This window comes from Paenibacillus sp. ISL-20 (genome assembly GCF_018613005.1).
Taxonomy (GTDB): domain Bacteria; phylum Bacillota; class Bacilli; order Paenibacillales; family Paenibacillaceae; genus Paenibacillus_AQ.
The window spans coordinates 142,691-166,797 of sequence record NZ_JAGGRD010000006.1; the positions used below are offsets into that span (position 1 = coordinate 142,691).

29 protein-coding genes, 1 pseudogene and 1 riboswitch are annotated in these 24,107 nt (G+C 46.0%); of the genes and pseudogenes, 3 read left to right on the forward strand and 27 right to left on the reverse strand.

The annotated features are described in order from the left end of the window. Positions 1-3: 3 nt before the first annotated feature. The 19 genes from J7E85_RS04925 to J7E85_RS05015 form a co-directional block, all read right to left on the reverse strand. Positions 4-699, reverse strand: a complete 696-nt coding sequence (locus tag J7E85_RS04925) for an ethanolamine utilization protein (protein WP_215155576.1) — start codon at positions 697-699, stop codon at positions 4-6. Positions 700-726: 27 nt separating this feature from the next. Further along, complete coding sequence (eutD, locus tag J7E85_RS04930; RefSeq protein WP_215155578.1) at positions 727-1,353, reverse strand: ethanolamine utilization phosphate acetyltransferase EutD; 627 nt, start codon at positions 1,351-1,353, stop codon at positions 727-729. Positions 1,354-1,366: 13 nt separating this feature from the next. Beyond that, on the reverse strand, positions 1,367-2,197 hold the full coding sequence (locus J7E85_RS04935; RefSeq protein WP_215155580.1) for a cobalamin adenosyltransferase: 831 nt from the start codon (positions 2,195-2,197) through the stop codon (positions 1,367-1,369). A 154-nt stretch (positions 2,198-2,351) separates the two neighbouring features. Continuing rightward, positions 2,352-2,642: a BMC domain-containing protein gene (locus J7E85_RS04940; RefSeq protein WP_076325828.1), complete on the reverse strand. Its 291-nt coding sequence runs from the start codon at positions 2,640-2,642 to the stop codon at positions 2,352-2,354. Between the two features lie 90 nt (positions 2,643-2,732). Then, positions 2,733-4,202 (reverse strand): acetaldehyde dehydrogenase (acetylating), encoded by a 1,470-nt coding sequence (locus J7E85_RS04945; protein WP_215155582.1) that lies wholly within the window; start codon positions 4,200-4,202, stop codon positions 2,733-2,735. A 105-nt stretch (positions 4,203-4,307) separates the two neighbouring features. Continuing rightward, positions 4,308-5,108 (reverse strand): BMC domain-containing protein, encoded by an 801-nt coding sequence (locus tag J7E85_RS34495; protein WP_215155589.1) that lies wholly within the window; start codon positions 5,106-5,108, stop codon positions 4,308-4,310. Positions 5,109-5,119: 11 nt separating this feature from the next. Continuing rightward, complete coding sequence (eutL, locus tag J7E85_RS04955) at positions 5,120-5,773, reverse strand: ethanolamine utilization microcompartment protein EutL (protein ID WP_215155591.1); 654 nt, start codon at positions 5,771-5,773, stop codon at positions 5,120-5,122. An 18-nt stretch (positions 5,774-5,791) separates the two neighbouring features. Continuing rightward, on the reverse strand, positions 5,792-6,745 hold the full coding sequence (eutC, locus tag J7E85_RS04960; RefSeq protein WP_215155593.1) for an ethanolamine ammonia-lyase subunit EutC: 954 nt from the start codon (positions 6,743-6,745) through the stop codon (positions 5,792-5,794). A gap of 18 nt (positions 6,746-6,763) precedes the next feature. Next, the gene (locus J7E85_RS04965) at positions 6,764-8,128 is read right to left on the reverse strand and encodes an ethanolamine ammonia-lyase subunit EutB (RefSeq protein ID WP_215155595.1); all 1,365 of its coding nucleotides are present in this window, start codon (positions 8,126-8,128) and stop codon (positions 6,764-6,766) included. A 47-nt stretch (positions 8,129-8,175) separates the two neighbouring features. Then, entirely contained in the window at positions 8,176-9,606 is a 1,431-nt protein-coding gene (eutA, locus tag J7E85_RS04970; protein ID WP_215155597.1) for an ethanolamine ammonia-lyase reactivating factor EutA, read from the reverse strand. Positions 9,607-9,740: 134 nt separating this feature from the next. Continuing rightward, a complete protein-coding gene (locus J7E85_RS04975; RefSeq protein ID WP_215155599.1) occupies positions 9,741-11,165 on the reverse strand; it encodes a sensor histidine kinase in 1,425 nt (474 codons plus the stop codon). Then, a complete protein-coding gene (locus tag J7E85_RS04980) occupies positions 11,158-11,730 on the reverse strand; it encodes an ANTAR domain-containing response regulator (RefSeq protein WP_076325821.1) in 573 nt (190 codons plus the stop codon). The genes J7E85_RS04975 and J7E85_RS04980 overlap by 8 nt, the downstream gene beginning before the upstream one ends. Before the next feature lie 88 nt (positions 11,731-11,818). After that, positions 11,819-12,250, reverse strand: a complete 432-nt coding sequence (locus tag J7E85_RS04985; RefSeq protein WP_076325820.1) for a EutP/PduV family microcompartment system protein — start codon at positions 12,248-12,250, stop codon at positions 11,819-11,821. A 12-nt stretch (positions 12,251-12,262) separates the two neighbouring features. Continuing rightward, positions 12,263-12,619 (reverse strand): BMC domain-containing protein, encoded by a 357-nt coding sequence (locus J7E85_RS04990; protein WP_076325819.1) that lies wholly within the window; start codon positions 12,617-12,619, stop codon positions 12,263-12,265. Positions 12,620-13,041: 422 nt separating this feature from the next. Next, entirely contained in the window at positions 13,042-14,184 is a 1,143-nt protein-coding gene (locus J7E85_RS04995; RefSeq protein ID WP_215155601.1) for a 1-propanol dehydrogenase PduQ, read from the reverse strand. A 459-nt stretch (positions 14,185-14,643) separates the two neighbouring features. After that, positions 14,644-14,797, reverse strand: a riboswitch (adenosylcobalamin (AdoCbl) riboswitch). A 197-nt stretch (positions 14,798-14,994) separates the two neighbouring features. Beyond that, entirely contained in the window at positions 14,995-15,534 is a 540-nt protein-coding gene (locus tag J7E85_RS05000) for a DinB family protein (protein ID WP_215155602.1), read from the reverse strand. Between the two features lie 45 nt (positions 15,535-15,579). After that, positions 15,580-16,272 carry a DinB family protein gene (locus J7E85_RS05005; RefSeq protein ID WP_215155604.1) on the reverse strand — a complete coding sequence of 231 codons (693 nt, stop codon included), beginning with the start codon at positions 16,270-16,272 and terminating at the stop codon, positions 15,580-15,582. Positions 16,273-16,288: 16 nt separating this feature from the next. Continuing rightward, on the reverse strand, positions 16,289-16,606 hold the full coding sequence (locus J7E85_RS05010) for an HAD hydrolase-like protein (RefSeq protein ID WP_215155606.1): 318 nt from the start codon (positions 16,604-16,606) through the stop codon (positions 16,289-16,291). 98 nt (positions 16,607-16,704) lie between these two features. Then, positions 16,705-17,211, reverse strand: coding sequence for a DUF6985 domain-containing protein (locus tag J7E85_RS05015; protein ID WP_076325814.1), 507 nt, complete (start codon positions 17,209-17,211; stop codon positions 16,705-16,707). Between the two features lie 206 nt (positions 17,212-17,417). Here J7E85_RS05015 and J7E85_RS05020 point away from each other — a divergent pair, with 206 nt between their 5' ends. From J7E85_RS05020 to J7E85_RS05030, 3 genes are all read left to right on the forward strand, one after another. Beyond that, complete coding sequence (locus J7E85_RS05020) at positions 17,418-17,849, forward strand: BlaI/MecI/CopY family transcriptional regulator (RefSeq protein WP_215155608.1); 432 nt, start codon at positions 17,418-17,420, stop codon at positions 17,847-17,849. Then, on the forward strand, positions 17,846-18,646 hold the full coding sequence (locus J7E85_RS05025) for a M56 family metallopeptidase (protein WP_215155610.1): 801 nt from the start codon (positions 17,846-17,848) through the stop codon (positions 18,644-18,646). Before J7E85_RS05020 ends, J7E85_RS05025 begins: the two co-directional genes overlap by 4 nt. 98 nt (positions 18,647-18,744) lie before the next feature. Beyond that, on the forward strand, positions 18,745-19,503 hold the full coding sequence (locus tag J7E85_RS05030) for a prolipoprotein diacylglyceryl transferase (protein ID WP_215155612.1): 759 nt from the start codon (positions 18,745-18,747) through the stop codon (positions 19,501-19,503). Between the two features lie 110 nt (positions 19,504-19,613). Here the strand turns inward: J7E85_RS05030 and J7E85_RS05035 are convergent. From J7E85_RS05035 to J7E85_RS05070, 8 genes and pseudogenes are all read right to left on the reverse strand, one after another. Beyond that, a pseudogene (locus tag J7E85_RS05035) lies at positions 19,614-20,049 on the reverse strand (GNAT family N-acetyltransferase); the annotation flags it as partial. 95 nt (positions 20,050-20,144) lie between these two features. Further along, positions 20,145-20,792: a FusB/FusC family EF-G-binding protein gene (locus J7E85_RS05040; RefSeq protein WP_215155616.1), complete on the reverse strand. Its 648-nt coding sequence runs from the start codon at positions 20,790-20,792 to the stop codon at positions 20,145-20,147. A 369-nt stretch (positions 20,793-21,161) separates the two neighbouring features. Next, positions 21,162-21,503 (reverse strand): GyrI-like domain-containing protein, encoded by a 342-nt coding sequence (locus J7E85_RS33865; protein ID WP_353049464.1) that lies wholly within the window; start codon positions 21,501-21,503, stop codon positions 21,162-21,164. 172 nt (positions 21,504-21,675) lie between these two features. Further along, the gene (locus tag J7E85_RS05050; protein ID WP_215155618.1) at positions 21,676-22,146 is read right to left on the reverse strand and encodes a GNAT family N-acetyltransferase; all 471 of its coding nucleotides are present in this window, start codon (positions 22,144-22,146) and stop codon (positions 21,676-21,678) included. 63 nt (positions 22,147-22,209) lie between these two features. Continuing rightward, positions 22,210-22,701, reverse strand: a complete 492-nt coding sequence (locus J7E85_RS05055) for a GNAT family N-acetyltransferase (RefSeq protein ID WP_215155620.1) — start codon at positions 22,699-22,701, stop codon at positions 22,210-22,212. 82 nt (positions 22,702-22,783) lie between these two features. Further along, entirely contained in the window at positions 22,784-23,278 is a 495-nt protein-coding gene (locus J7E85_RS05060; RefSeq protein ID WP_215155622.1) for an NUDIX hydrolase, read from the reverse strand. Between the two features lie 154 nt (positions 23,279-23,432). Then, positions 23,433-23,792, reverse strand: coding sequence for a hypothetical protein (locus J7E85_RS05065; protein WP_215155624.1), 360 nt, complete (start codon positions 23,790-23,792; stop codon positions 23,433-23,435). After that, positions 23,758-24,107: alpha/beta fold hydrolase (locus J7E85_RS05070; RefSeq protein ID WP_215155626.1), on the reverse strand; the 350-nt coding region annotated here is incomplete at its 5' end. The genes J7E85_RS05070 and J7E85_RS05065, both read right to left, overlap by 35 nt.

Sequence of the window (24,107 nt, forward strand, 5' to 3'; positions counted from 1 at the left end):
CCGTTATCTTCTACGTATCTGCATCTGCTGCATGCGTAAGTAATCCTGAGCAAGCGGCGTAATGATACTATGCCGGTCTATCACGATCTCTGTCCGGTTCTGCAGACGGTACTTTTTCACTTCCGCTTCGGTAATGACTTTGCGGCTCAATACTTCCGCATCATGCGGCGCATAAACAGATTCGGTATGAGGCTCAACCTGGGTCATATCCTTAAGCCGCCCTTCCTCCATACAAGCCGCAAGCATTTCCGTTTCTTTGACCATCCGGATTCCGTAATCGCTCAGCTTGTCTGTAAATTCATCGTACATTTTGTACAGCAACACTGGGGCCGTAGACTTGTATTTGCGGTAAAGCAATCCTTCCTCGAACGCAATCACCTTTCGTCCCTTCAGCAGCATCGTGAGCACGAACCGTTCACGCGGGCCTGCGCTTATGCCGTTCGCAAGGTGGGATAACAGCTGAATACATATTGTAGGAATAATCAGCACATCACAATCTCTGAGCGTCTCATCGTAATAACGCACCTCATAATATGGCTTCAGCTTATTTTCCAGTTCCGGCAGCGGTTCCACAGTCAGAAGAACCGCTTGCTTTTTGGATACATCCGGCTTCTCCGTCTGTGCCAGTTCCAGCCGTTTCATCACCTCAGCCGTTACGGTTTCGATAATCGCTGCCCGATCCAGAGCTTCTATGTTCATTTTTTCACGCTCCTAAACCTGGATGCCCTACTTCAAAATTTTCCCCTTCGTACCTTTCGTAAAGCCGCATGCATTTGCTTCGTCGTAGTCAATATGCATGTAGGTCTCAAAGTTCGGGCTCACTCGAACCAGCACATCGTCAAAAATAAGCGGACGTTTGCCATACACTTTTACCTGTACGATTTCGCCGTTTTTTACGTTGTATTTCTCCGCATCCTCCGCTTTCACGTGGATATGGCGTTGTGCTGCGATTAATCCTTGATCGAGCCGAATCATATTACTGCCCGAAGCGATGACGATTCCCGGGGTTCCTTCCAACTTACCGCTTTCTTTTACCGGAGCGGATATTCCGAGCACAACCGAATCTGTGAGCGATACTTCTACTTGCGATTCTTTGCGTTCCGGACCAAGCACGACGACATTATGCAATGAGCCCTTGGGCCCGATCAGCGTCACACGTTCTTTGCAAGCATATTGCCCCGGCTGGGAAAGATCCTTGGCTTTCGTCAGCTGATATCCCTTGCCGAACAAGGCATCGATCGTTTCCCGATTCAAATGCACATGCTTGCCGGATGCTTCGATTTCGAAACAGGTTTCATCCTGCACCCGCTTAACCACTTCATTAATGATGCTCTCTACCAGTTGGTTATCCACCTTAGTCACCTCATCAGTTGTACTCTCCAACACGGATGCGGAACATGATAATCCAGAACAAGGAAGACAGCCTGTTCAGTGATCGAATGATATCTTCACGCTCTACATCTCCATGTTCCTTCTTGAAGGCTTGATAAGCCAGCAGTTCCGTCTCCCTCGTCAATGTGCGTAACGCATTTATGACAACAACCGCTTCGCCCATATCATAGCTGGGTTGAAAATGTTCCAGTCCAAAGTATTTCTTGGGAAAATGGGATTGCTCCCTGAGTTCCTTGGGGGTCAGCCCAAGCAAATGGAATTCTTCAATGCTTTCGCTAAGCACTTCGCACCGTACGATCTGCCTAACGAATTGCAAAATCTCTTCCAAATCGTTGACCAGCTTGGTCATATTCAGCTTGAAGCAGCTGATTTGCGCTTCCAATATTTTTGTTTCCAATGAGTCCAGCTTGCCGCGGAATAAGATCCGTGGATGATCCTTAAAAACGAGCATATTTCCATACAAATGGGTCATATGCTCAGGCTTCGTTTCCAAAAATCCGCCGTACAGCGTCCGAAATCGCTTTTTCCCGCCGGTTGCTGGTTCAACATCCAGGTTGGTCGTCACTTGAAGCTTAACTTCGTTTTGCAGCGTCGATTCTTGCGCTGGTGCCGGTACCGGTTCCTTTACCGTATCCTTATCCGTCTCAGAAGCTGTCACATACCGCAGTTCAATCTGATGATCGGTCAAAAAGCTTTTGGCCGATGGCGTCAGTATCGTTCCCGCAGCCGTCTCATAAACGGCAACATCCTTCGAATTCCGATTTCGAAAATACTTGCGCAGTTCGCTTTCCGTAATCACAGCCATGTTTTCACATCCTTCTAAGGCGAATGCGTGTTCATATTTCCTTACGCGATCGTCCGAACCGTTACAAGTCAGGATAGGTCGCCATAGTAAGAAGCGGAATGCGGGCACTCACCCGCATTCTGCTGTCTTTCTCATCTGGCTTGTCAGAGTAGTTTTATTCTGCTTTTGTGGTTTTAGGCAGGATTGCGTCCACTTCAGCATGAGGTCTTGGAATCACGTGTACCGAAAGCAATTCGCCAACGCGTTCTGCTGCTGCTGCACCTGCGTCGGTAGCTGCCTTAACAGCGCCCACATCGCCGCGAACCATAACCGTTACAAGACCTGCACCGATTTGCTCTTTGCCGATCAGCGTAACATTCGCTGCTTTCACCATTGCGTCTGCTGCCTCGATTGCTCCTACCAAACCTTTAGTTTCTACCATTCCCAATGCGTTTGCGTTTGCCATGATAAAATTCCTCCTAATAATTTGTATTTATAATGAATTTTAGGGTTACCTATAATGGGTTGTTCGTCTAGCCGAGAAATCTACGAAAACTTACATTTTTTCAAGAATACGTGCCACAATCATGTCGATAAGTTGTTCTTTGTCTTCCGGAAGGCTGCATGCGGCTTTCGGCTGCGATTCTTCCTTCCGATCCGCCAAATCTTCCATTTCTATTAGTCCATAGGCGATTCTGCGAATGTTAAGCAGATTTAGCGGACTGATGTTGTCGGATGTGGAGCTTCCGCCAACCGCACCACAACCAAGCGTAAGCGCTGGTGCAAGTGCTGTCGTTGCGCCGATGCCGCCAAGCGTACCCGGCGTATTGACTAACAAACGAGATACCGGTTTTTTCAAAGCGAACTGGCGTACAATCTCTTCATTTTCGGAGTGAATGCACATCGTATGGCCTGCGCCTTCTCCATTCAGAATTTCGATGCAGCGTTCGCATGCAGCTTCCCAGCTGTCCTCTGTGTAAAAAGCCAGAATTGGAGCCAATTTCTCTCGTGAATATGGAACATTTCGTCCCACGCGGGTTTCTTCGGCGATCAGCACGCGCGCTTCTGCAGGAATATTCAGGTTCGCCAGTTTTGCGATATGCTCTACGCTGCGACCAACGATTTGCGGGTTCATGGTGCCATTGGCCCGCATAATGAATTTGCCAAGCTGATCGGCTTCCTCTGCGGAAAGGAAATAAGCTCCTTGCTTTTTGAATTCAGCCACAACCGCTTCCTTGCTGCATGCTTCGACGACGACGGATTGCTCCGAAGCGCAAATCGTGCCGTTATCGAAAGTTTTGGAGTCCATGATGCGTTTGACTGCAAGTGGAATATTCGCGCTTTTCTCGATAAAAGCAGGGCCGTTGCCTGGACCAACACCGATTGCCGGCGTACCGGATGAATATGCGGCTTTGACCATCGCCGTTCCGCCTGTTGCTAGAATCAAGGCGACATCGTTATGCTTCATCAATTGATCTGTTCCTTGGATTGTCGGAACCGTCATGACGCCAATGGTACCTTCCGGGCATCCTGCTTGCACAGCTGCCTCGTTAATGACCTTCACCGTTTCCAGAATACTCTTAAGCGCATTCGGATGCGGGGAGAACACGATACTGTTTCCCGCTTTAAGCGCAATGAGCGTTTTGTAGATAACCGTCGAAGTCGGGTTGGTGGAGGGAATTAGACCAGCAATGACACCGACTGGGACAGCTACCTCCATCAACTTATTCTCTTTGTCATCTTTCAAGATGCCAACGGTTTTCATGTCCTTGATGGACTCGTAGACTTGCTGCGAAGCAAAAGCATTCTTGATGACCTTGTCCTGCCAGCGGCCAAAGCCAGTTTCCTCATTGGCCATCTTCGCCAGCTTCTCGCGATGGTTGTATCCGGCATCGGCAACCGCTTTGACGATCGCGTCGATTTGCTTTTGCGTCATGGCGGCGAGCTTAACTTGCGCTTCCTTGGCTTTGTTGATCAGATCACGGACTTCTTGAATGGATCTCAGGTCTTTATCCAATGTTTCCATCAAAATTCCTTCTCTCTACTGCGTTTTTACATCGATAGATGTGTATTTGTTTTCTTTCGTAAAAGCGGTCCGTCTTCTTTGCATGTTCATTGATAGATGCTTCTCTTATGAACTTGCCTTTTTTGACTTCTTGCCGGATTTGGCTGCCGATTTTTGCTTCGGTTGCTCACGGGGCTTACCGTCATTGTGTTTGCTCTTTGGCGCATCGGCATGCTTCTTATCCGGTGTTGCTGCCTTATCGGCATCCTTCTGCTCAGGGACAAGCTTTACTGCGGCTTTTGCATCTTCTGTTTCCTTGACGTCGGGTGTGGATATCTCCTCCGCTTGAGTTTGAATTTTCTTCATCGGTGAAGGTTTCCGCTCAGGCTGGGAACCAACAGCATTCGCTTCATCTGTCTTTAGTGCCTGCGGCCAAGCCGTATCTGCCGCTTTGAGGTCTTCTGAGCTTGCCCTTTCTTCCGCCAAATCTTTAGAAGCGACAGTTTCTTGGATGGCAAGGTGTATGGCTTTATTAGCAGCGTCGTTTGGTGCAGCGATTTGTTCTACACCGTCTTCAGCTGCTTCTGCAGTTTGTTTCTGCTCCTGTTCATCCATGGTTGCGACTGCCTGAAGCGGACTTTCGCCAGTATCATCCTGCTCTTCTACCAAAACTGCCGTTTCTTCATGCATTCTGGCAATCACATGGCGGGTCAGCAGCACATTTAATTGCTTCGCCATCTCCGCCCCTGCGGAAACGGCAGCTTGGACTGCTCCGACATCTCCATCCAGTTTGACGGTCACCAATCCACCCCCGATGATCTCCATGCCTATGCAGGTAACGCTTGCCGCTTTTAATGCGGCATCCGCTGCGGCGACTGCACCTAGAAACCCTCTGACTTCTACTAGCCCTAACGCGCTATATCTCATGGTCCGCTACCTTAATAACTCGTTGGGTTATCCGCAACGAATTGGACAGCGTCCCCGAAAGCGTCGCATGCTGCCTTGCAGGCCGATTGACTGCCTGTCAGCAGTGCGCCAGCGAAGTTGGTCTCGGACGGTGGGCCAAAGAAGGTTGCAATCGTAACATCGGCGGCTTTCAGTGCTGCATCGAGCGCATACATCGCTTCCAGCGGCGGAGCGATCAAATATGCGAGCGCCTCACCTTCTTGGATCCCCGCAGTCTCGGATAAATAGGAGCCAGTTCGGGATACGCAATGGGCGAAATAGGTGATGCTGTCATCCTCATTGGCGCTAACGAAATGAGCGCCGCTTTCGATGAAATCAACGACGGCGTTCATGCCGCTGCGTACTTCCTCGGGATTTGGCCCAGCCAGAATCCCAATGACTTCACCTGCCAGCTTCGTTGAAGCATTAGCCGATCCGGCATACATGCTTCTTGCATACACAACATCCACAGCGGCTGCTTTCGTTGCTTCATCCAGTGCTGCGTAAGTTACGTCATCAATGTCAGCAGTAATGATACCCAAACTTTTATGGTGCGGCTTCAGCTCCAGCTTGTTTGCCATATCCAGGCTTACGTTGGAAATGAGCTTCATCCCGAGCACTTGTGCATGAATCGGTTCGTTTCTCATACGTGCCTCCAGCCTTTCCTATAGTTTTAAATCAATACCTGATGCTTTGCGATCAATCATGGTCTTGATCAATTCGGCAATATGCGCCCCTGCTTCTACGGCAGGGGTACCGCCGGAATGAATGTTGGAAATAACGGTACGTCTTGCTTCAGGCATGCCCACTGTTGGTTTATAAGCAATGTAGGCACTCATGGATTCTGCCGTTACAAGCCCCGGACGTTCGCCGACCAGCAGGCAAACCACATCTGCTTCCGTTACATCGCCAATGACGTCCATGGAAGGAACACGGCAATGCTTGACGAACAGGATATTGCCTGCATCGATGCCATACATCTTAAGACCTTGCGTAATGGATGGAATGATATCCCGCAAATTGGCTTCGATCGCTGCCGAACTTAAGCCGTCTCCAACCATGATTTGCACGTTGGCCTGCTTGGTCGTGTGCTGCTTGATGTACTCGATGGTCTCATCCGAGAATTGACGTCCCAAGTCCGGACGCGTAATATATTCATCCTTGTCCTGACACTTGGTGGCGATAGGCACAAGGTGCATCTCCTTGACGAAATCTTCGGATACATAGGAGAACACGGCGTCTTGAGCAGCGGCATGGTCAGCACGGAAACGCAGCGATGTAAACGTCTTGTACCGCGGACCTGCGCGCCAAACGCCAAGACGGGCCGGCGTTTTTGCTTTCATTCTCATGTATCCTTCGCGATCCGCCGGATCAGGCACGAGCAGCAGCTTGCGAAGGTTAATTTCCGTAATATCATCCAAGCATTCACCGTCGTCCTCTTGTACTTCCTCAGGTACAGTTTTATGTACAAGTCCACCTTCGTTCGGCTCCGCGCTATACGCAATCGGTGCTGCAACTGTCACAGTTTCAACAGGCTTAGCAACTTCTTGCTCTGCCTTGTTTCCTACCATTTCGTTCAAAATCGATTCAATCATCGATTTCAGATCTTTTTCGTTCATGTGAGCTTCCTCCTTTCCTTACTTGAGAAATACTGACGCATCCCCGGCTTTTTTGGTCAGTTTGCCGTTTTCGATAAAGCCCATTTTCTCCATCCACTGTTCGAACTCCCGAATAGGACGCAAACCGAGCAATTCACGCAGCGTTGCCGTTTCATGATATCCCGTCGTCTGGTAGTTGAGCATAACATCGTCGCCATGAGGGATACCCATGAAGAAATTGCAGCCTGCTGTAGACAGGAGAACCGAAAGGTTTTCCAAGTCGTTCTGATCCGCCTTCATATGGTTCGTATAGCAAGCGTCGCAGCCCATCGAAACGCCTGTTAGCTTGCCCATGAAGTGATCTTCCAGGCCGGCACGGATAACCTGCTTCGCATCGTACAAATACTCGGGTCCGATGAATCCGACGACAGTATTGACAAGGAACGGGTTATACCGCTTCGCGAAACCGTAACAGCGTGCTTCCATTGTCACCTGGTCGATGCCATGATGAGCTTCGGAAGACAGTTCGGAGCCTTGCCCCGTCTCGAAATACATTACATTTGGCCCAACCACCTGGCCTTGATGCAGCACAAGCTGCTGCGCTTCCTCAATCGTGGCCGCATTGAAGCCAAAAGCCTCATTCCCTTTCTGCGAACCTGCGATCGATTGAAAAATAAGTCCTGTGGGCGCGCCGCGCTTAACAGCTTCCATCTGGGTCGTAACGTGAGCGAGCACGCAGGTTTGCGTAGGAATTTCCCACTTCTGCCGGAATTCCTCAAACCGTTTAAGGACACGTGTCACGCTTTCTACGGAGTCGTCGACCGGATTGAGGCCAAGCACCGCATCCCCGATCCCGAAAGTCAGGCCTTCCATCAGGGAAGCCATGATACCGTCCGGATCATCTGTCGGGTGATTCGGCTGCAGTCGTGCCGACAACGTGCCCGGACGTCCGATCGTCGTGTTGGCATGAGCCGTAACCCGGATTTTCTTGGCCCCGTAAATCAGGTCAAGGTTCGTCATGATTTTAGCAACCGCAGCAATCATTTCCGCTGTCAATCCCCGGGAGATGCGTTTGATGTCACCTTCCGTCGTGTTCTCGTTCAAAATCCACTCCCGCAGTTCTTCTACAGTCCAGTTTTGAATTTCACTGTAAATGCGCTCATTCACGGCATCCTGAATGATGCGGGTTACCTCGTCTTCTTCGTAAGGAACCGCCGGATTATTGCGCAGTTCCGACAATTTGATCTGAGAAAGAACTACCTTGGCGGCTACGCGTTCTTCTGCCGAAGCGGCTCCCAATCCGGCCAGCGTATCCCCCGACTTTTCCTCATTGGCTTTTGCCATGACTTCCATGAGTGTCTTGAATTGATAAATTCGGCCAAACAATTTCGTTTTTAAAATCACAAAAGCTCCTCCTTCCAAATGCAACTCGCATCGTAAATGTGCAACTTCTAATGAAAAACAAGGGTTTTAATGACAACCGGCAGCACCTTGCCATCCGCAATCGGCTTGCCAATGTCGATATAGTCGCCATTGTCTACCTGTACGCTGTCGATGCAAATGACATCTTTCTTATAATCCAGCAGCGCGTACAGGGTTTGTCCCAGCACCTTCGCCAGATCGTGATGAACAATTACGATGAGCGGATACTGCAGTTCCAGCAGTTCAGACATTCCTTTGTGCAAACCTTGGGCATATTTCTGAACCTCCTGAAAGCTCGCGTTCTTCTTTCCCTCAAGCGCAATGGCCACCCGCTGCAAATCATTATTCAGCTTGAACCAATTCAGCTTATCGTTGATGGCCTTGGCCAACTGTTCGCTACTTCCCGACTCGTCGTCTGTTGCAAGCTTCAGAATCGGAATATTCTTGATTGGAAAGCTTTCATCCGTATAGGTAATCGTGCTCCCACTGATCTCCGTCGTATGGGATCCTGCTCCGACAACGGTAGCCCGGATGGTCTCGGCTGAACGGGCAACGGTCAGCTGCTGCGTTAGCGGAGAAGAGGCGATTGCTCTTCCAAGCAATATACCGATGTCTCCGAACTCGAATACGTCTCCTGTGGATTCATGATAAATGTAATCTGCAACCCCTCCTGAGAAGGAAATACACGGAATCGCAAGGTCCAGCTTCAACCCTTTGTTGGTGACGATGGTGTTATAGAAGTCTCCCGGTGGTCTGAGGCCGACGCTTTCTTCGAGCAGCTTGACCATTTCCCCGATAATCGGCTGAAGATCATCTGGAGTGACCCGCTGGCCTATAGCAAGACGGAATCCCCTTCGCTCGGCAAGCTGCTTGATTTTAGGCGCGATATACGTGATTTCATGTGAACTTTGATCAACCTTGATCAGGCGCCCCCCAATATCGAGGCAGCCCGTATCCAACAGTTCGCCATCGGCGAATAATGCCAAATTGCTTGTACCGCCGCCAATGTCGATGTTGGCGATGCAGGTGGAATGCTCTTTGGAATACGAATGTGCACCCGCGCCTTTGGCGGCAATAATGCTCTCCAGATCCGGCCCTGCGGTTGCGACTACGAAATCACCGGCAAAGCCGCTTAGCGAGAGCACGACTTCATTCGCATTCTCTTTGCGTGCCGTCTCACCCGTGATGATGACCGCTCCTGTCTGGATCTCATCCTTGCGGATGCCTGCCTTCTCGTATTGCTCCTGCACGAAGGACTGAATCTTCAACATATCGATCCGGTTATCTTCCAACACGGGTGTAAAACAAATGTCGCTTCGATAGACCACTTCTTTGTCTGTAATAACCAAGCGGGGCACCGAAAACGAAGAAGCCATGTTTTGAATATGGAGCTTAGACAGCACCAACTGGGTCGTAGAAGTTCCCATATCGATGCCAACGCTGAGCAATTGTTCTTCCACTTTGTTCACCCCCTGGCTTGATTTCTGATCATTCGGACTACAAAAAGGCTTAAAGTGATAACCTTCCAGATATACCGGAAGGTTTACTTTAAGCCTCATTGCTTCGAAGACTACGCCCTTGTAGTCCGATGATATTATTTTTTGAACGTAAAAGTCACTGTTGTGCCCGTATCGCCGGATACGATCGAAAGCTTACCTTTCAGCTTGTCTTTAACATAGCTGTGGACAATCGTCAGCCCCAAGCTTTTATGCGAAGTTTCCCCGACAACGAACCCGGCTCCGTCATCTGCCACGATGACCGTCACCAGCCCGCCTTCTACTTTTGTCTTGACGGAAATTCTTCCCTCCGAACAATCACCGAACGCATGTTCATAACTGTTATGCAGCAGTTCGCTTACAATCAGCGCGACGGTTACGGTCCGATCACTGTCCAAGCAAATGTTTAACTCCGAAGCAATCTCCACCTTGACGGCGCGGCAATCAACAAAACAGCGTTCAATATTGGATGCAATCAATCGTATAACATCCATGAGATCCACTTCGGCTTCGATCTCCGTCGACAGCAATTCATGGGTTGCGGCGATCGCGAGCACGCGACTGACACTGTCATCAAGGCATTTCTTGGCCTCAGGGCTTTTGCACTGCCGCCCCTGAATGCGCAGCAGAGACGCTACCATCTGCAAATTGTTTTTTACCCGGTGATGAATTTCGCGGATGGCAACCGATTTCGAAACGATCTCAGCTTCCTTGTTTTTAATCTCGGTTATATCATGCAAAATAACGCCTACGCATAAATCCTTTTCCTCAATGAACAAGCGTTTCACCTGATAGTAACGTCCGGCGGCTTTCACTTCCACCGTAAGCGGACAACATAGCGAGGATGAATGCTGGCTCATGACCTCGGAGAACATCGTCTGATCAAGCGACAAATTATCATAATGCAATCCTTGGATATCTTCCAAATAACCAAGCTGTCTGTAATATACGTCCGCCTGTTCATTTTTCAGCTTCAAAAACCCATATTTATCGAACACCAGAACGGCGTCTTCCAATTGATTGATAATCGAATCCTTGAACTGCAGCATAGCTCCCAGCATCGAGGACATTTCCCCATCCTCGCATGACGTTCGCTGCCTGTTGAAGTGGGCTTGTATATTGTCGCTGACATCTTTTTCATAGATCAGAACGGCAATGACGCCGCTTTGATTTTTAATAGGATATACCGTTTGCCGAACCAGATGATTCTCCTGCGTCCTGGCGACGAGCCCCTGCGACATAATGCCTGTTTCCAGCGTCCTCAGGACGCCAGGTTCATTCTCGCGCAGCGCCTTCTCCCCCGTAACCGGAAAATAATACACCGATTTGCCTTCACATGGACGACGATGATAGACCACGATGGCTTCGCTTGCCACGCTCGACAATACGTCGATGAACACATCATCCTCCACCTCGGTCATTTGAAAAGACTCCGCTATTTCGCAGATCCGGGCTATATCCTCTTCCGACAATCCGGTGTGAAGGCTGCACAGCTGCCTGATCCGTTCTTTGAAATCAATCATAGGAAATGACGATGGTACTAGCAATTTCAATCAGAGGACATCGCCGATCCATGCTGAGTTTGCGCAAGATTTGATAGGCTTCCTCTTCCGTGTAGCCATTTTCTCTCATCAATATGCCTTTCGCTTTCTCGACCGCTTTGCGTTCTTCCATCTTCTGCGTCAGCTTTGAGAGATCTTGTTCCAGCTTTCGGAATTCCTTGCCTCTGGCTATCGTGACTTCCACCATAGGAATGAACGACTTTTCATCAAGCGGCTTTACCAAGTAACCAAGCGCACCGACAGAAGATGCTTTTTCAATCGTCTGTTTGTCGCTGTAGGCGGTCAAGAGGATGATCCCGCCCGCCAGCTGTTCTGAAAGAATTCTTTTACTCGCCTTGAGCCCATCCAAAATGGGCATTTGAACATCCATGATGACGAGGTCAGGCAGATGCTTCTTGCATAATTCGATAGCTTCAAAGCCATCGGAAGCTTCGCCTACTACATTGTAGTTAGCCTCTTCTAGCATCTCACGAATATCCATTCTTGTAATAGGTTCGTCATCGACTATTACAATTTTTCCATTCATGCGTCATGCACCTCATTGTCTGTCGTTATTTGCTTGTCGCTTGTCTATCGATAAGCCCCGCTTGCATTTGAACTAGAATCCAAGTCGTTTACGCCCTCAAATAATCCCGAAGAGCATCCACTCCCACGTTCTCGATCGTCGAGACTTCAAAAATCCGCTCCACGCCGGCCGCCATTAAATGCGCTCTGGCCTGCGCGATTTCTTCTTGCGACTTGGCCAGTTCCACCTTCGTTACCACTCCGATAACCGGCTTGGCGAATACCGTTGCAAAGGCCGGCGGGAAATAGCTGTCTTCTTTCGTGCAATCCTGAACCAGCCCAATGACATCGGCATCTACACTGGATACTAACAGCATTTTGTATAAATACCGGTTCTCGATGCATTCGCCCGGCGTATCAATCGCCTGATCGAAATTTTCGACGGCTTGCGTTTTCTTATAGGCAATCTCCTCACCGTGCAGCCATTGGCACAGCGTGGTTTTGCCCGATCCTGTACTTCCGGCAAAAATAATTTTCTTCATCATAAGCTTCTCCTACGTTCTCGTAATGTTCGTATTAGCCGAGAAGCCCAATATATTCTGCAATCCATGCAGTACTGCGCTGATCGCAGATTCTACTGATGATACATCGCCCGTAATGACGAGTGAACCGCTGAAACGGTCGACAAAGCCGATTTGTACGCCAGCCGCCTTTGTAGCGATATCCGCTGCAATGATGGAGGCTTCGCTTGGCGTGATCGTCATAACGCCGATGGACTGATGCGCTTCGTTTCCGAGTCCCAGCTTCTTGTAAATGTCCGGGTTCGGGTTCGCGATAATGTGAGCGAGCGTGACCTGTTTGCCAGGCACATACTCCTGAATCACACGTTGTTTCTCGGCTCCTTGTTCCATACTCCTCATCTCACTCTCGTATCGAAAACACTAAAAGAGGTTGTTCTACAAGTCCACTTTTGATAAGAAAACCTAATCGATGACACTTCAAGGATGATCGACCGCGATGCATAGGTAGGTTTTCTTGCGATATAGAATTTCATCAGCCTCCGCTGATAACTAATAAATTCTTTATCTATCACGAAGTGAATCTGGAAGTAAACTCGGCATCGAATCTTGAATTCAGCCTGGAAAACCCGCCTTTTTGAACACGCAACTAAAATTCACTGCAAAAAACAATAAAAGCCCCTTAAAAGTCCATGCGGAATTTTTAAGAAGCCACTTTGCTTTGATTTGTATGCAACACGCCATTGTGTTACTTTCACTATATTTGAATATTGCAAGCGATGTCAATACGAAATCCGTCAAATTTCGACTCGATCTTAGAATTGAAACATTTTGTTCAAAATTTGAAGCACGTCCTCTGTCGTAGGAACGCGTGGATTTGTTGCCGTGCATCCGTCTTTCAGCGCGCCTTCGGCGATCGACACTCTCATCTCTCCAAACAGCGATTGATCCACACCGCATTCGCGCAGCGTTTGCGGCATATTCAATTGCTTCTGCAGCTGTTTGATTGCCTGTACGAGACTACGGACGCCGCTCTTGGCATTTGGTGCGGATAACCCCAAGCTTTTGGAAATTTCGGCATACCGAACCGCCGCTCTATTGCTTTCTTCCTTGGCGTAACCCGGCTTGTAATCGGCATTAAATTCGATGACATGCGGAAGAAGAATCGCATTCATACGTCCGTGGGCAATTTTGAATTTGGCTCCCGCCACATGCGCGATCCCATGATTCAATCCCAGCGACGCAATATTAAACGCCATCCCCGCGATGCAGGATGCATTATGCATTTTTTCGCGCGCCTCAAGATCATTTCCGTCCTTATAAGCTCGCGGCAAATAAGCAAAGACCAGCTTCATCGCCTTCTCCGCCAGCGCATCGGAGATATCATTGGATTTGGTGGATACATACGCTTCAATGGCATGCGTCAAAACATCCAGCCCGGTATCGGCCGTAATGAAGTCCGGCACGCTTTTGACGAGCTCAGGATCGAGAATCGCTTCTTGCGGCAGCATGTCATCGGATACAAGCGGATATTTGATGTTTTTTTCTTTGTCGCTGATAACGGAGAATGACGTAACTTCAGAACCCGTCCCGCTTGTCGTCGGGATTGCAATGAACGGGATATCTCGCTGGTCAAGCAGCTTTTTCGTAAACAGCTTCATCGCTTTAGCGGCATCAATGGCAGAACCGCCGCCAATGGCAATGATTAGATCGGTGTTGAACGCACAGAGCGCCTCGACACCTTCCGTGACGACTTCAATCGGCGGATCAGGCACGATATTGCTGAAAACATATTGCTCGTTACTGCTGTGCAGGCGATCAAACACCATGTTAATCATGCCCGACTTCACCATAAATGGATCCGTGACGATGAACATACGTTTGTTTTGCCACTCTGTTAGACGATCCATCGCGCCTTGCCCCATATAGAGGTCGGCTTTAATCGAAAGTTTATCCATGTAAAGCACCTCCAAGAAGTAATTGCAACAAAAAAAGAGGCCATTCAAAGGGAAATCCCCTTTAAAAGCCTCTTTGCTTGTTATCATGTATGCACGCCATTGTGCAGCTTCTTATCATTTAGTTTTGCATATATACTGTACACCGTCATTCTGATCTTCGTCAACCGCTTCCGGAACTTGTCCTTAGATCAGACACATTAACGGTACGAATCTATAAGTGCCTGGTTCAAAAAGGTCGGTCATCAAAAGCGGACTTTTGGAACAACCTCTATCAATAAAAAAAAGGGATATGCACTCCATAGTGCACGTGGTTCTTCGTCCTTGAAGAATCTCCCCGTTTGCGAGCTATACCTCATTGTATATATTCGGCGGCGAACACCCGGCTGTGGCCGACAACATCGTCGGCAGCCTCTGCTGCAATTAAAAAAAGCCTAGCGAGGCGGGAAACGTCACTAGACTTGTAAACCAGCCATTTTCGCCTCGAAATGACTGGTCTCTCCAAAGTTATTAGGCAAAAGACCTGACTTAAGACCGATCATTCGGTCTATCACAGTGGCGGGACCGTGTTGGATTTGCACCAAACTTCCATTGCCTATAACTTTTTCTATTGTACATGACGCGAATGGTTGCCCATTCGACATCATTATAGCACAAACGACACGTTTGGCGATATAAACCTAAAAAAATGATTGATCGAAATGAAACTCAAATAAAATAAAATGCCTCGGGCAGGCCAAGGGACGAACGCTGCAGCGTAGATACGGTGAATTGTCTCAGAAAGACAAACAAGGAAGTGGTTTTCCAATTCTTTTACTCATGATCCATGTCTCTTTTTTGCTCAGAGTACCACTTTCTAAGCTGATTAATATGGGCTTGATGATAACGGTTATGGTCGGCCATATGCCATAATCCCCACCGGATGGTGGCTTGCTTTTCATTTTCGTGACCAAAGGTGACAATGCTATCCAGATCAGCATCCGTTAATTGCGTGCATGTTTCCTTCAACATATTTAATACAACTTCATATTTAGATATAAGCATGTCCAAAGGCATCCCTTTGATCATTGGCAGCCTGTTATGTTCATCGATCATGGGGCCGTATTCATCTATGAAAGACTGGGGGAGCGCCTCCCCTTTAATCCTATAAATCCAGTTCAGGTCGACGTACATGATATGTTTTATTAACTGAGCGGCACTATTGAAATTGTCACAAGGTCCTTTGAAGTCTATTTCCTCTTGCGCCATGCCCTCTGATATGGACTTTAGCCGTTGGCTGTTCTCTCTGACAGCGCTATATAACATTCCCACGATCGTTGACATATTCTCTTCGCCTGGCAAATCGTACAACATCCTAGCACAACCTCCCTTGTAAAAATAAATAGCATCCCAGCCTCACTATTTGGACTTTTGAATTCTTTGTTTCAGTCGTATCGATTTATTCAAGTGCAGAAAAATATGCCTTGTCGCCGGCATAAGCACTAATCCCGCAATCGTTTTGTTTCCCCAGTATTCAAGCAACCACGATGCTTCTTCCTTAACCGCATGCTGTACTTTAAGTTCATGAATTCTTGCCGCTTCAACTTTTTGCTTAAAGTCGCCTGGAAATAAACGGGATATGACTTCACGAGTGTTTCGCCCAACTTCACTCCGATAAGCTAATAAAGAACCAATATCAAGAGTCGCACTCAAATTAGCGATTTCTGCTTCCGTCATTTCATTTCCGGAATGAACATCATCAATGTGGAGTTTCTTGTTCCATTGACCTGAATGCAATACTTGGACATCGTTATTTACGAGCACACTCATAGTCATATCTTCAATACGCGTGATATGCCACATATGCCATACTATAGAGTTTTTCGTATCAGGAGCCGTAACAGGATATTGGCGGAATGTTTCCTCTTGTAGATCTCTAACTAATTCGTCCTCAAGCGTCGCAAGTGGCGAATGGCTCATTCTTGATGAATGTAACAAGCGATGCTGCTGCAAGAATAGGTCAACCGCACGCTGATGTTTTGCCGGATCCAGAATCATCCGGGTTAGCTTTTTGTGATTTTCATTCCACTGTTTCCTTTCACTCAAATCCATTGAGAGCCCTCCTTTTCTAGCCGCCCCCTAATATCCATGTCACGGCTTCATTAAAGTCTGTCGCGATATAATCAGGATACGCTTCTTTCCATATGCCGAAGTACTCGTTGTTATTATATTTTTCCAGTTCCTTGGCGCCAGCTCCCGTCTTCACTAACACTTTCTTGCAACCGGCTTCTTTGGCGGCAACCATATCCGTCCATCTATCCCCTATGACAAAACACTTCCCTAAGTCCAGATTATTTTCTTCTGCGGCTTTCAACAGCATGCCTGCGGTTCCTCCAAGTGTTCCGTCCCTGTCAATGAAAACAGCTTGTCTTGAGAGCTCTAGCAATTAGTTATGCTCCTTTCCTTATTCATTTTTTGCGTTGGATAGTACAGGATGTCCCGGACGATTTAAACATCACTGATTGCCCGATTCATATCGCTTTCTCACTCAATTTCGTCGGTTTCGCTCCAAATAGCATATGCGCCGTAGCCTAAATACTCGCGCACCTCAAGAACCTTACTGCCCCGTATCAGAATTTCCATACCATTTTCGGAGTCCCACGCTGTACCTCCACCCAAGATTGCTCCGAATGTATTATCGTTTCGATCATAAGGATTTCGATAAAGGTCAACTTCCCCTACGGACATAAACTTCAAAATATCCTCTCCATGCACTCCATCTAAGCCGGGAGGATAATCAGCCGTATCGCTAGACATTTTGAGATTTTTCCACGCGCATGCTTTCTTGCATATTTCGTTTATGGTTTCATCCGGCAGCTGATTCAACAGGTCTTGTATGTAAATTTCCGCTTCTTCCACACTCATGTCTTCCGTGCTAAAACGATATTCAACTTCACATTCGAACAACGCAAGATACCCAAACCCAGACATGCCGGTTTCCTCTGAAGGATCTTCTATTCCTACGTGTTTTAACTCAAATCTTTCGCTCACGCTATCTTCCTCCTGAATAATCCATTCATGATTTATAATTCAATTGCTATATTTTTCTATTCTCGACTGCACGGCAAAAAACCTTTTGCCACTGACACTTCGCATGTTCCGGGACAGTCCCGGATCACCCATGCTAGTCACTGGCAGGGGGAAGTTGACTTTTATCCACAACCATACTACGATGTGTAGTATGGGGTGAAATAGGAATGAAAATTAAGAAAATGAATATCGATGGCGAAGGCCTGAATCGATTTTTTGGACCACTGGAGTCTCGAATTATGGATATTCTCTGGTCCTCCGAAGCACTAAGTATCAAGGAAGTGCAATCAATCCTGAATCAGGAGAGTCCAATCTCGATCAATACGGTAATGACTGTCATGAATCGTCTTCTGGATAAAGGCCTGCTGACAAAGGCCATGACGGGAACCGGCCGGACACGGGCATCCAAGTTCAGCCCGCTGCAGTCGAAGGAGCAATTTCTCACTGAACAGACAAAGGAGGTTTCCCAGGGACTCATTCAAGAGTACGGGAATTTGGTCGTGAACCACATGATCGATGCGCTGGATGATGTCGATCCGGAGGTGATCGCAAGGCTGGAGCGTAAATTAAACGATATCAAACACAGGAATAAGCAATGAATCCCACCACACGGCTAAGATGTGCCTATGCGCTGATGATCGTATTCATAGCTGTTGTCATCGTACATATAGGAATGTTCATTACCTACCAGGCCCGAAGCGGAATTTTTCAAGGACCCGTTCTGAATTACGCCTTAATCGACATTGTCATTGCATATACATTTGTTCAGATCATTTGGCGAAGTACCCGGCAATTGGTTTTATCGCAAAAATGGTTAAAGCACTTCCGTGCCAACATGCACGATAAATTAACCAAGCGCCTCAATTACAAGTACCACGGCTGGGGAACGGAAATCATTGTTGTACAGGACAATGCCTTTGTGGCTCTGACGATTGGTCTTCTTCGACCAAAAATTGTAGTGTCTACTACGGTTTTAGAGATGTTTAATGACAAGGAAGTAAAGGCAATTTTATTGCATGAACGATATCACTGCCGCAATTATGATGGATTAAAAATGTTCTTTTCGACCTTGCTGGCAGACGCCTTTGGATATTTGCCGATTGTTAAACCGATTCTTCGCTACTATCAGACGTGGCAAGAGCTGTTTGCTGACCGATTCACCATCCGGCAGATGGGCACGGAGCTGTATTTAGGCAGTGTCTTATTAAAATTAGCGAAACTCGGTAATCTACGGCGGTATGAGGCAGCCGTTCATTTTGCGAATTCAACATTGCAATACCGGATCATGCAAGTTCTTGAGCCTGACAGAGGGGTGAATGTTCCGCTAGCCCTGCTGAAGCCTTTTCTGAGATCCTGCTCCATTTTGCTGCTCTTTATGTTGACCGGGGATTCGTAATCCCTTTTTTTGAACTATCATACTACATTATGTAGTTTGATCACACCGAGCATAAACAGAATATTTTATCCGGGAATCTATGATGGGGGTATGAACATATGCACAATGAACTCATTCGTATCGGACCTGTGACCATTTATGGATATGGATTGATGATCGCGATCGGAATCCTTATTGCTTACAAGGTCGTTGTTTATAGAACAGCATCTAGACAACTAGAACTTTCTCATGTTTCCTCTTTAACTTTCTGGAGCTTATTAGGCGGATTGGTCGGGGCTAAACTTTTGTTTTGGATTACCCAAATGAACAATATCATCCATGATCCTTCATTGGTTCTGAATTTTTCGGAAGGATTTGTGGTATACGGTGGAATTATCGGGGGGATTGGGGTTGGTTATGTCTATTGTAAGAAGAAAAAGATAAACATTCTAAAATACCTTGACCTTTTTGTACCCTCCCTTGCATTAGCGCAAGGCTTTGGAAGAATTGGCTGCCTTCTCGCCGGCTGCTGTTATGGTGAAGAAACGGATCGTTGGTTTGGAATTACGTTTCACGAATCCCAGCTTGCCCCGAATGATATCAAACTCATTCCTACACAAATATTAGAGAGCTTACTCAGCTTTTCCATTTTTTTCATATTAATCTACATTGCAAGAAGAAAGAGACCTAACGGCCTAATAGCAGGTCTATATCTCATACTTTATAGTTTAGGGAGATTTATTATCGAATTTTTCAGAGGCGATATCATCCGAGGCCAGTTCGGTGCTCTCGCTACTTCGCAGTGGATCGCATTAGCTGTTGTTTCGATCACTTGCATCGTATTCTTAACTAAGGCTCAAAAAAAGATGACGACATAAGATACGGACACTCTTCAGTCCTTCACAACATCGTGTTTTCTGCCCTAGAGTAAAGTGTTCGATACATATCGGGGCTCAACCTTCATCAATGAAAAAGCTGAGCCCCAATAGGTTCTTTCCGATCCCACATTACCGGCATCAGACAACCAATACATCGTTTATCCCCAATTTCTTGGCCTCAATCAAGGACAATTCCAATAGTTTAGCCGCATAGCCTTTCAATCTTTCCAACGGGCGGATTCCATAGCCAATATGCCCGCCAGCATTATATAAATGTTCGGTTAATTGATGTCTAATATTAGCCGCGCCTAATACTCTTCGATGATTATCGACCAACCAAAAGGTTGAATCGGAGACCCAGCCTTTCTTTACGCCAATCCCCTCCTCTTGATTAGAGAGTTCCTTCAACATTCCCTGAAAATCACTTGGATCCTTGCTTATGACCCAAGGAATCATATTTTCACCGGATTTTTTCCATTCTTGATAAAATGATAAATATTCTTCTTCAAGCTCTAGCTGAGGCTTAACTAATCTTACATGGTTCATATATTACAACGTCCTTTCATGGCCTTTATGTCCTTCAAATGGGAACATAGTACAAATAGGCTGCCCTTGAAGGCAGCCTATTCTAGTTACTGTGTTTACTTGCTGGCGGAGAGAAGGAACTTCTCGAGTGCCCCTGTGTCGGTAATACTGTGATTACATGCTTGGCTATCCAAACATACGTATTGACCAATAAACGAAAGATTATCCGCTGAAGCAACGACTGGCTTGGTCTTGACCGAGAACAAGGCAAGTTCCTGTTGTCGGTTGCAGAACAGACAGTACCCTTTCTTGTTGGTCGGGGTAATTCTTCCCTCGATCCCGATGAATCTTCCTTCGAACGGATATACGATAAATAACTTGTTAGTGGCAATATCCACCCAGCCCAAATACGTTACATATCGAAAGTCGATCGATTGAAGATCCGGAACTTTCAGTTTCTTATTTTTAGGAAATAGCTTCTGAATCTGTTTCAGCGTAATCGTCGGATAAGGCTCCAGATAGGGTTCTAATGCGTTAAGATATTTCTGGAAATCCTCGGCCTTCTCGATGGTCGATATTTCGCCCAGCATCCGCTTCTGATCCTCTGTCAAAGACGGAAAGGCTTCCATAGCGTTCGTTACGGCACGATATCTAACCGTCTCCAAAACTTTTCGATCCGCGACCGTTCGCAATGTTTTCAGAAGGAACTCCGATTGTTTTTTAATCATATTAAACTGGTGGTTTCTAATAAATGGTGTACTCATAGCTTTCAGCCCCTTATTTTTATTAAAAATGAAGGTGCAAAGCCTGTTATTAGAAACGATAAAGTTAAGGTTGGGCGATCGAATTCATCCTATCGCACCCCACGCAAAGTATCGCCCCAGATCAGGCTTTGCATGAGGACTTCCTAGCTAATGAGCAATTCAATATTGCCATCGGTATAACCCCCAATCACATATCATACGCAAAATTATAACAGCAAGTACCAGATGGCGCAATTTATTCCGTTGGAATGAAACACCGTCTTTCTTAATCAAGTATTCTTGACGGATCACATTTCAATATCACTTCAAATCTATCTAATGGTGTCAAACAAGTCTGCTTCTATATGATTCACTTCCCCATATCCCCATTTATCCGAAATCTCCAGATCCCAGGATCTCAGCAAATCGTTCATGATTATTTTCTCGTATCCAGTGATGGAGCTTTTCATATGTATTTCTAATTTCATAATTAGGCCCCTGATGTCGTTGGACTGCATATTTTTGTTTTGGAATGACTAAAGAAACCATCCCTTCGGGAACTTGTTTCATGTCATTTACCTCAACACATACCCAGTAACCATCTTCCTCTTCCGTTACATCCTCAACGATGAATGCCCCAACAAGTCTTGCCGGTTTTACAACGTCACGAATCTCATGCAATCTTTCTTTAAGTTCAACAGAAGCCTTGGGGATCTCATTGATACTGGTCACCTGGACATACCACTCTTATTCCGACTAATTTCAATTCATGGAGCTCGACTACTTTCACAAGACTCACTCTCTTTCGTTGAATTGTTATTTTAAATGAATGCGTGAAGCTGTTGTTAGATGCAATATGCATTTCTTGAATTACCTTCACACTTCGGAACTCATACCGGCTGTTTTACTCACAAAGCATGTTCTCCATTGGTTCTTTGCAATGCTGGTATCCATTCTTTTTGTAAAAATGAACCCCTCCATCACTGGGCCATACTATAATAAATTCATATTTGTTCTCTTTTGCCCATTCGTTGATTTTTGATATTAATTTACTTCCTATACCTTTACCTCGATAATCAGGTTTCGTATATACATTCGTCATATAAGCAAATGGATGTGTGATTCTCCCTGGTCTCGGTACCTTGTGAATGAGTTCTATATAGATGTTGGACACGACCATGCCGTCTTCTTCAGCAACCCAAATACTCCAAATATCACTTTGAAAAGCATTCAATAAAAAATCATAACACTCTTCGTAGAAATCACTATAGGTTTCATTTTGTAATTTTCCATCTAGATCATCCTCAAGTGTAAAATCCCATCTCATTCGAATAAGATGATCCATATCTTCCTTAGTCGCAATTCTTATTATCATTGAATCACCCCAAAATTCATTAAAATAACTTCACCTTTCAAAAACTTCACACACTATCTGATGTTACTTCTTTGTACTGAATTCTTGAATGTATTTCTTTGAATCTCCCCTGTATCTCTCCGTGTAATTATTCTTGGAAAATTCACCGATTACGTTTCTCCAAAAAGATATGGCAGATATATTACTCTCCATTTGAGCTACTTTCCAATTTGCTTTGAATAATTCAAATGCCTGTTTGGCTGCGGTGCAACCTATCCCGTTTCTTCTATATTTCTTCAGAATCATAAAATCATAAATTACATGCGTTGGGTCTGGATCCGTATCTAAGTTTTCAAAAAGCACAACCAAGAACCCTACAATTACTCCTGACGATACTATGAAATACGGGTTCCATCTAGGGTCACCTTCCCAATAGAAATCAATGTTCACCCCGTATCTTCCATCATCATTTAAATCCTCATTAGTATATCGACTAAAATCATAATGATAAAATTGATACATGTTCGATAATCTTTCTTTCTCTTGAACTGTAACAGGAATAAGTTCGATTTCCATAACGTCTCCTTTCTTATCATCCTACTATCTCTTGGAAGTTTCATAGATTCGGCCTAAAGATCCGGTTTACCTGGTTTCCAACCTATTTCTTGTGATTGTTGTTCGTATTCCCTTCCAATCTATGTAACAACATATAATTGGGGTTTGCTTCCCAAGCTTCAAAGGGCACAAAACATGCTGCATTCATCGCATCTAATAATCTAGATCTTTGCTGTGGTCTCGTTATGTATTCCTCGATATTAGATTGATCAATTTTTATGTATCTAGCTTCGAGTATCTCGTCTTCTTGTATTTTAATTTCTCCACTTATGTATTGAGCTCTGAAACATATAGACAAAACTTGTTTTGTTGTATTCATATAAACACCGGTTATACCAATTGGCTTAATAATGATGCCCGTCTCCTCTAGAAACTCTCTGCAAATTGCTTTATCAAGGGGTTCCCCTAATTCAACATTGCCACCTGGCATTTCCCATGTATCTGAACGCCAATGTGTTCTAAGCAACAATGCCTCACCACGATCATTGGTGACTAGAGCTGAAACCGAAATACATTGTTTAGGTGCCTGGTATTCCAATCCAATCACTTCCTCTATTTAACTTTAAATACGGAACTGGCCGTGACGCAGGGTTCGCAGGATCCCGCTGACTCAGATCCCTCGAAATGTCTCCGATGGACCGATCAGTATAATGGCAACGATGAGTATGAATATACGGGAGTTCATTCCCCGATTATTCTACAAATTCTTTTATAATTTTATATATCTTTGATTTTTCCGTGCTTCGAACGTCATGTCCGCTATTCTTTAGTTCAGTTATATGCAGATTAGAAAACTGTTCTTTATATTCTTCCAATTCCTCATTAGATATCAAAGAGCCTTCCAGTAACCCTCTCATAACAAGTACGGGCTTTTCTGAACTAAACTTTATGGATCTTTGTATCGATTCTCGTTGAATTCCCATAACCGCTTCCGGGCGGATATGAGACAAACGGTTGAAGGGTACTAAATAATTTTCAATATAGTCTTTAGACCAATCCATGTGCATCGCTTTGTGCTCAGGCGGATAGTCCAAGATCATCATTTTTGCCAATTTGATCAGGATGTAATCTGGTATATTCCAAAGCGTAAGACACACCTCTTGAAAAGGCGTATAAATGAAAAGGGGTTATCCCCGTGCTTTTCACTACGGATTCGATATCAGTAACATGGTCTTTCAAATCATAACCATTCGGCGGGGTGCCACTTTGGCCTCTCCCTCGAAAAGATAACACGATACATCTTCTCGGCATTAGGTATTCAAGTAAATCTTGATACTCTTCTGCTGTTTCGGAGAGACCAGGACATATGAGAAGTGGAGTTAGGGAACAGTCTGAATCAGGATGAGAGAGTCTGTAAAATAGTTTGT